The organism is Paraburkholderia bryophila (genome assembly GCF_013409255.1).
In the GTDB taxonomy this organism is placed as follows: Bacteria; Pseudomonadota; Gammaproteobacteria; order Burkholderiales; family Burkholderiaceae; genus Paraburkholderia.
The window spans coordinates 22,945-31,674 of sequence record NZ_JACCAS010000001.1 but is presented as its reverse complement, the minus strand read 5'-3'; the positions used below and the strand labels follow the sequence as shown (position 1 = coordinate 31,674).

5 protein-coding genes are annotated in these 8,730 nt (G+C 66.5%); all 5 read right to left on the bottom strand.

What is annotated here, in order from left to right; translation table 11 throughout:
• Window positions 1–304: 304 nt before the first annotated feature.
• Window positions 305–2,566 carry a tetratricopeptide repeat protein gene (locus GGD40_RS00130; RefSeq protein WP_179742415.1) on the bottom strand — a complete coding sequence of 754 codons (2,262 nt, stop codon included), beginning with the start codon at window positions 2,564–2,566 and terminating at the stop codon, window positions 305–307.
• Window positions 2,563–4,818, bottom strand: a complete 2,256-nt coding sequence (locus tag GGD40_RS00125) for a tetratricopeptide repeat protein (RefSeq protein WP_179742414.1) — start codon at window positions 4,816–4,818, stop codon at window positions 2,563–2,565. The genes GGD40_RS00130 and GGD40_RS00125 overlap by 4 nt, the downstream gene beginning before the upstream one ends.
• A gap of 49 nt (window positions 4,819–4,867) precedes the next feature.
• On the bottom strand, window positions 4,868–7,090 hold the full coding sequence (locus tag GGD40_RS00120) for a tetratricopeptide repeat protein (RefSeq protein WP_373565237.1): 2,223 nt from the start codon (window positions 7,088–7,090) through the stop codon (window positions 4,868–4,870).
• Window positions 7,091–7,344: 254 nt separating this feature from the next.
• Window positions 7,345–8,007: a PulJ/GspJ family protein gene (locus tag GGD40_RS00115; protein ID WP_179742412.1), complete on the bottom strand. Its 663-nt coding sequence runs from the start codon at window positions 8,005–8,007 to the stop codon at window positions 7,345–7,347.
• Complete coding sequence (gene gspI, locus GGD40_RS00110) at window positions 7,991–8,383, bottom strand: type II secretion system minor pseudopilin GspI (RefSeq protein ID WP_306456567.1); 393 nt, start codon at window positions 8,381–8,383, stop codon at window positions 7,991–7,993. Before gspI ends, GGD40_RS00115 begins: the two co-directional genes overlap by 17 nt.
• Window positions 8,384–8,730: the final 347 nt, after the last annotated feature.

The window sequence follows — 8,730 nt, the reverse complement described above, 5'->3', positions numbered from 1 at the left end:
CCGAAACCTTAGAAGTTGACGACCCCGCCGCTTGCGCCGACTGTGGCGCCCGCGTGAAGCCGCGAATGTCGATTACCCGAATCCCCGATTCTTCGATCCTTCGACCGTTCGCCGACCCCGCGTCGAACAGCCTGAATCCATCGAAAATACGGGTCGCGCATGGCAGCGATGTTGCGGCTGTTACGCATCATTTGAGCCGCTTCAAATGGTCCGTAGCTTTTGTTGCTGCGAGCGGCTTATGTGGCTCATGCGCCTCGCTTCTTTGCCGCCTCTATACCGCCTCTATACCGCCTCTCTACCGCTTCTATGCCGCGGCTACGTCACCCGCCGGCATCATCTCGAGCAACGCATTTCCAACCCGTTCGATCACCGCCGGCCAGTCGCCCGGCCGGGCCTGACGGAACAGACGCGCGTTCGGATACCACGGGCTGTCGTCGCGTTCGAGCAACCAGCGCCAGTCGGGGGCGCGCGGCAACAGAATCCACACCGGCCGGCCGACGGCGCCCGCCAGATGCGCCACCGACGTATCCACCGTAATCACCCCATCGAGCGCATCGATCAGCGCCGCGGTGTCCGCGAAATCGACAAGCGCGTCGTCGAAACACACGACTTGACTCGCCGCCAGCGCGGCGCGATCGCGCTCGCGCACTTGCGGTTGCAGGCTGACGAACGTTGCATCGAGTGCGAACAGCGGCGCCAGTTCGGCAAACGACAGCGAACGATTTTCGTCGTTGTTATGGCGAGGATTACCGGACCACGCGAGCCCGATTTTCAGCTTGTGCGGCGTGGCGATGGCATCGACGCGGCGACGCCATTCATCGCGCCGCCGCGCGTCGGCATGCAGATAAGCGCCCGGCGCGGGAATCGTGTCGAGCGTCGTGCGGAAAGCGAGCGGCAGGCTCATCAACGGAACCTGAAAATCGAACGGAGGTATTGCATCGTCTTCGCTGACGATGCAACTCACGTCGCGCAACGACGCCAGCAGCGTCGCCAGTTCGCGCGGCGCTTGCAGAATCACCGTCGCGCCCTTCGCCTGAACGAGGTTCGCGTAGCGGCAGAATTGCAGCGTGTCGCCGTAGCCCTGCTCCGCATGCAGCAGCACGGTCTTGCCCGCAATCGGCTCGACGCCGAGCCACAGCGGACGATCGGCGTGACGCCGGTGCAGCGCCACGTCGGTGGCGTGCCAGCGTGCTTCGTGCAGAGGCCAGCCGGCCTCCATGTCACCCATCAGCAAGCGACAGTACGCCTCGGAGCGACGCGCCGCGCCATGATGCGGATCGCGTTCGCAGGCCTGCACGTAGGCGCGCAGCGCGGCCTCGTGCTCGCCGATCTGCTGCAACGCGACCGCGCGCGTATAGAGATGTTGCGCGGTATCGGCGGGGGCGCTGGCGGCTTTCGCGTGACTATCCGTCGCCTCGTCGTAGCGCGCCAGTTGTTGCAGCGTGACCGCTCGGTTGTACAGCAACTCGGGATGCGCACCGGTCAGCGCGAGCGCGCGATCGTAGTCGTCGAGCGCTTCGTCGTGGCGGCCGAGCGCGCGCAGTGCCGCCGCGTGGTTGCGCAGCGCGTCGACATGTCCGGGGGCGCGTTTGAGCGCTTCCCTATAGGCTTCCGCCGCTTCCTGATGACGGTCGAGCCCGAGCAGCGCGTTGCCGCGCCCCACCCACGCGGCCGACTGCTCGCGATCGATAGCAAGCAGCCGGTCGCAACGCCGCAGCAGTTCCGCGCGCGCATGCAGCATGTCGAGCGCGACGCAGCTTGCGTATAGCAGCGTCTTGTCGTCGGGCGCGAGTTGCAGGCCTTCGTCCAGGATCGTCAGCGCCTCGGCGGCACGCCCCAACTCCGTCAACGCGATGCCCGTGGCCAGCAGCAACGCCGGACTGCGCCCACAGACGACCATTGCGAGCCGGTATTGCCGCAACGCTTCGTCACGACGGCCGACTTCACGCAGCGCGTGACCGCGCTCGGCATGCGTGACGGCGTCGTTGGCATCGAGCTTCAACGCGCGCTCCAGGCTGATCAATGCATCGGCAGGCCGGCCCAGCGCGCGCAGCGCGGCACCGCGACGGCTCCACGCCTGCGCTTGCACGGGTGCGCGTTGCAGCGAACGGTCGTAGGCCGCGATGGCTTCGTCGAAACGTTCGAGTCCGAGCAGCGCATCGCCGACCGCCATGTGAGCGGGCGGATGCGCGGGGTCGAGTTTCAACGCCTCGTCGAGCACGGCGAGCGCGTCGCGATAACGGCCCACGCCGACCAGCGCCGCGCCGTGATTCGTGAAGTTCCAGGCTTGCCGCAAACCCGCGCGCATCGAGCGTCCGATCAGCGGCTCCGCGCGCGCCGCGTCGCCCTGACGCAAACAGACGAGTCCCAGCAGATGCAGCGCCTCGACGTTATCGGGCGACAGGGTCAGCACGCCTTCGTACAGACGCCGCGCCGCGCCGAGGTCGTTCTTCTCCAGCAGCGCGCGCGCATTGCGCAACGAATCGGCGATAGCCACCTGCACGGCACTCGCGCTCGCCACCGGCGCAAACGGAGAGACGGCGTCCTGCGCGCTCTGCCGGCTCATCGGCCCGCTCCATTCACGAGCACAGGCAACGCCGCCTTCACGGCTTCGACGACCGGCGCCCAATTGCCCGCCTCGGCCTGGCGGAAAAGTCGCGTACCCGGATACCACGGGTTGTCGTCGCGATCGAGCATCCAGCGGAAGTCCGGCGTATGCGGCAACAAAACAGCAAGCGGCCGCCCCAACGCGCCCGCAAGATGCGCAACCGACGTGTCGACACTCACCACGTAGTCCATCAACGCGGTCAGCGCGGCCGTGTCGGCAAAGTCCTCGATCTGATCGCCCACGTGACGGATCGGACTCGCGACGAGCGCTGTTTGATCCTCGTCGCGCACCACCTTTTGCAGGCTGATCCATTCGAATGAGTCGTCGAGTAGCGGCAGCAGATCGGCGAGCGGCATCGACCGGTTGCGGTCGTTCAGATGCAGCGGATTGCCCGACCACACGAGGCCGATACGCGGCCGTTGCAACACACCAAGCCGCTCGCCCCAGCGCGCGACATGCGCAGCATCGGCCCGCAAATACGGCACCTCGGCGGGAATCGACGCCTGTTCGGTGCGGAACTCGAGCGGCAGACTCAGCAACGGACAATGCAGATCGAACGGCGGCAGCGGGCCGCCGCGCACGACCAGCGCGTCGACGCCGTCGAGGCTTTCCAGCAGCCCGGTCAACTCACGCTGCACTTCGAGCACCACCGTCGCGCCGAGCGCCTTCACGAGCGGCACATAGCGGCAGAATTGCAGCGTGTCGCCGAGACCCTGCTCCGCATACAGCAGGATCGTGCGGCCCGCGAGCGGCATGCCGTGCGTCCACCTCGGCTGCACGAACTCGCGGCGGCTGCCATCGAGTTGCGCGTCGCGCCAGCGCCATTCGTATTCGCTCCAACCGGCCTCGAAGTCGCCGATCGACAGACACAGAAACGCGCGCAGGCAGTGCGCGAGCACGTAGTCCGGATCGATGTCGATAGCCTGCGCGTAGGCCGCTTTCGCTTCCTCGTGACGGCGCAAGGAACGCAGCGCATTGCCGGTGTGAAAATGCGCGAGCTTGTCGCGCGGCGTTGCTTCCAGCACGTGCGCGAAGTCGTCGAGCGCGTCGTCGTAGCGGTGTGTTTCCAGCGACACACGCCCACGCGTGAACCACGCGGGCACATAGTCCGGTTCGAGCGCAAGCGCGCGTTCGCAGGCCTGCCGCGCGTCGTCGTGCCGCTTGATGCTGATCAGCGCGCTCGCGTAATTGCACAACACGCCGAGGCTGTCCGGCTCGACGTCGAGAGCGCGCGCATAGCTCTGCGCGCCGTCGCCGTCGCGGCCCAGATGACACGCCGCGTTGCCGCGGTTCGCATGCGCCTTCGCATGATTCGGCTCGATGGCGAGCACGCGGTCGCAACGCGCGAGGGTTTCCTGATGCCGCCCAAGCTGTTCCAGCGCGACCGAACTGTTGTAGATCGCATCCACGAAGCTCGGGCTCGCCGCCATCGCCGCGTTGAAGTCGGCGAGTGCGTTGCCGGGTTCGTGCAGATCGAGAAACGCGACGCCTCTCAGGAACAGAACCTCCGCACTGCCCGGCACGAGCGACAACGCCAGACCGTAGTTATCCGTCGCGTGCTGGAAACGGCCCAGCTCGCGCAAGACGCGTCCGCGTTCGCGCAATACGTCGAAGGAACGGCCGGCTATCGACAACGCGCGGTCGCAGCAGACCAGCGCGTCGGCAGCACGCCCCAGCGCGCGCAACGATTCGCTGCGCTTGAGCAGCGCCTCGGCGGAACCCGGATTGATGTCGAGCAAGCGGTCGTATGCGGCGAGCGCATCGTCGTGACGGCCCAGTTGCGCGAGCAGACCCGCGCGCTGAAACAGCGCGCGTTGATGGCCGGGATTGAGCGCCAGCGCTTCATCGAGCCGTGACAGCGCTTCTTGCGTACGCCCAAGACCCAGCAGCACGGCAGAGTGATTGGCGAGCGCGAGCGCGACCGGTTGCCGCTCGATCGAGCGGCTCATCAACGCATCGGCTTCCTCCAGCCGTCCCTGCTGGAAACGCACCGCGCCCAGCAGATGCAGCGCTTCCGCATGCGCGGGGTCGAGCATCAGCAACTCGGCGTACGCGGCCTCCGCTTTGTCGAGGCCACCCTCGGCGTGCGCCTTGCGCGCGCGTTGCAACAGACGGTCGAGCTGCGCGGCGTCGGGCTTCGGGACCTCGTCCTGCGCCCGCGCGAAATCTGTCTGGATCGCGAGCGTCGTCCCTTCCCCATTCGATGTCATCGTTTCAGCCCCTGTTGCCGCGCTCGCGCCCGGCGTTTTTCAGTCGAGTTCAGTCTTCTGCGTCCGGCTGGCCGATGGCCACCTTGACCGCTTCGATCACGCTGCCCCACTGACCCGGCGTGCTTTGCCGGAACAGCCGCGCGTCGGGATACCACGGACTGTCCGCGCGTTCGCGCAGCCAGCGCCATTCGGCCGGGTCCGACAACAGCACCCAGACCGGCTGACCCAACGCGCCGGCCAGATGCGCGACCGCCGAGTCGACGGAGATCACCAGATCGAGCGAACGGATCAGCGCCGCGGTGTCGGCGAAATCGTCGAGTTCGCCGTCGATGCGGATGAGGGGCGAGTCGCCGAGCAACGCTTCGTCCTGCTCGCGCACGGTCTTTTGCAGGCTGATCCAGTCGACGTCCAGCGCGAACAGCGGCGCGAGCTGCGCGAAATCGATCGAACGGTTGTGGTCGTTGCGATGCTCGGGATTGCCGGACCACGCCAGCCCGATGCGCGGACGACGCCCGTTGCCAAGCCGTTCAGCGAATTGCCGCGCGCGCTCCGGGTCCGCATGCAGATACGGCGTATGACGCGGGATGCTCGATAGTTCCGTGCGCAACGCAAACGGCAGGCTGAGCAGCGGACACTGATAGTCGAAGGCCGGCAGCGGCTCGCCTCGCGCGAGCACTTGTGCGGGACCTGCCAGCGTCGTCATCAGCTTGCGCAACGCCGGCTGGACTTCGAGCACCACGCGCGCGCCCAGCGCCGCTAGCTGCGGCGCGTAGCGGCAGAACTGCAGCGTGTCGCCGAAGCCCTGTTCCGCGTAGATCAGGATCGTCTTGCCGTCGAGCGGCTCGTCGCCGCGCCACAACGGTTGCGCGAACGGGCGATAGTGTCGCGCCAGCTCAGCGTCCCGCAGACGCCATTCGTAGCCGGCCCAGCCTCGCGCGAAGTTGCCTTGCGCGAGATACAGCGAGGCCCGCGCGAAATGCGCGTCGACGTAGTCCGCCTTCAGTTCGATCGCGCGGTCGTAGGCGGCTTGCGCTGCGTCGTGACGTCCGGTGTCGTAGTGGAGATTGCCGCGACTGAAAAAGTGGGTCGCGTGGTCCGGTCGGATAAGCATCGCCTTGTCGAGCGCGCTCATCGCTTCGTCGTAGCGATGCAGATCCTGCAGCACGTTGCTGCGGTTGGTCCACGCTTCGCCGAAACGGTGGTCGCGCGCGAGCGCTGCGTCGTAACTGGCGAGCGCGTCGTCGTAGCGCTTCAGATAGCGCAATGCGGTGCCGCGGTTGCAGTGAATTTCGGCCGCGTCGGGGTCGATCTTCAGCGCGAGGTCGTAGTTCGACAACGCCGCGTCGTAGCGCTTCAATTGCAGCATCGCATTGGCGCAACAGGTCAACGCGTGCGCATGCTGCGGCTCCAACGCCAGCACCCGCGCGCAGCGGCCGATCGCTTCTGCGGATCGCCCAAGGCGGTCGAGTGCGACCGCGCTGTTGTAGAGCGCCTCGATCATGCCGGGCTCGGCTGCGATGGCTTCGTTGAAGGCCGCGAGCGCTTCGTTCAGCCGACCGAGGTCCACCAGACACTGGCCGCGCATCGACAGCATCACCGCATTGCCGGGCTGGATTGCAATCGCTCGCTCGAAGCATTGCAGCGCCTCGGCGGTGCGCTGCAATTCGCGCAGCACCAGGCCACGGTTGAACCACGATTCGAACGAGGCCGTATCGACGACGAGCGCGCGATCGTACGTATCGACCGCTTCCTCGCGGCGCCCCAACGCGCGCAACGCGCCGCCGCGATTGCACAACGCGTCGAGCACGAGCGGCGAGATCGACAGCACACGGTCGAACGCATCGAGCGCCGCCGCATGGCGACGCAGCGCCGTCAGCGTATTGCCCTTGCGCACCAGCGTCTGGATGTCGAGCGGATCGAGCCGCAACGCGGCGTCGAACTGCGCGAGGCCGGCGTCGGCCCGTCCGGATTCGGCCAGCACCGCGCCGAGATCGGACAGCGCGCGCGCGGTGGGCGCCAACGCAATCGATTGGCGCAGCAACGACTCGGCGTCGGCCACCGCGCCGCGCTGATAGTGCAGCACGCCGTAGAGGTGCAATAGATCGGGGTTGTCGGGGTCGTTGGCCAGCAGCGCTTCATACTCGCGCGCCGCTTCATCGAAGCGCCCTGCCGCATGCCAATCTTTGGCCCGCGATAAATTCGCCACGCTTCGCCGCATGGCCGACGCGTCGCCGCTCTGCGCGCCGGCTCGCGTGTCTTGTGAGTATCCCACCTCCACGTTCGCTCCCCTCGTCATGTTGCGCTACGCGCCGCCACTTCAATCGCGTGCAACGATCTTTGAAAGTGACTGCCTCATACCGAGACTAGGGACGGGCGATAACAGGCGTATGACGAAAGTTACGGAACATTTCCTCGACTATGCTTAGCGCATTGAATTGAGCGAAATGCGGCTGCAATGTGACGGCAACGGGGCTGCAATGTGACGGCAATGCGGCACCGAACCGAGGATGGGTTCTAGCGCACGCCTTATTGCCCGATCGGAATCATCCGCACGAATTCGACCGGCGGACTGCCGAGCGCGACGGTGAACTTGAGGCCACGCGGTAACGGCATACCGAGCGACGTGATATTGCTGATGCCGTGCTGCGACAGAAAACGCGTATACGCTGCCTCGACGGCCGGCTGACTGGAGGTCCAGCCGTCCGGCGCGATCCACACCGCCAGTTGCATCGAGCGCGCGTTGTCGCTGACAACAATGCGCGCGAATTGATCCATGTGCTGCAGGGCGTCGTCGAGATCGGCGAGCGAGCTGAGCGGCTGTGAGGCGCTGCGGATGAGTTCGCGGCCCTTCAACTGATAGCGCACCACCTGCACCTGGGTCGGCCCGCTGCCGATGCCGAGGTGCCGAACCAGCACGAGTTCATTGGGCCGGATGCGCAAGGGCGGTCCGAACACCTCGTCGGCGGTGACGAGGTTCAGCAGGTCGTATTGCATCTGCGAGAAGTATCGGCCGATCAGCCGCGTCTGGCCGAGGCTCGCGGCGATGTCGTCGCGTCCGCGAATCGTCGCGTCGAGGCCGCGCCACGACAGCAGCGCAATCACGGCGAGCAGCGTGATCGCGACCAGCATCTCGATCAGCGTGAAGCCCTTCGCTCGCGGCGCGCCGCGCGGGCTAGTGACGCGCTTCATCCTGCACCACGGTCACGACTTCGGCGAGGACGCTGCGGCTCGACGCGGACGGCAACACGCTCACCGTCACCTGACGCACCAGCGGGCTTTCGAACGCCGTCACCACCTGACGACAGACGAACGGATACTGTCCCTGCGGACAGGCGAAGGTGCTGCGTCCCACGGGCGGCCAACTGGATGAAATACGGATGGCCGCCAGTGCATTGTCCGCGCTCCACAGCGCGAGCAAACGTGCGCGCGCACTGTCGGTGTCCGACGCGAGGGAGCCGATCGCGCGCAGCACCGCGCCCAGCGCAATGGCGACGATCGCGAGCGCGATCAGCACTTCGATGAGCGTGAAGCCACCGGACTCGCCGGTCGTTGCGCGCGCACGCATCGGCCACGTCGGACACATCGGCCTCGTCGGCCGCATCGGCCGCGTCCATGGCCAGGCGGCAGGCGCGTGCCCTATCGGACGGACACTCATCGGATTCCCCGCAGAAGAAACGATCAGAACAGGCGATCAGGTCGGCTCCCGCCACGTCGTCGGATTGCGCAAGCGGTCACGCGCCGCCGATGGCGCGGCAATACCGCATTCGCATCGGACCGCAGGGTTGGGCGGGAAGCAGTCCGCTGACGGTAACGGACGCCTGTGGCATCAACGTGTCGAATGGTACGGACCATTTTTGACGCTGAAGTGGCGGGGATAGCGGAGGTGGCCGCTGGACGCGTTCCGTTCCAGCG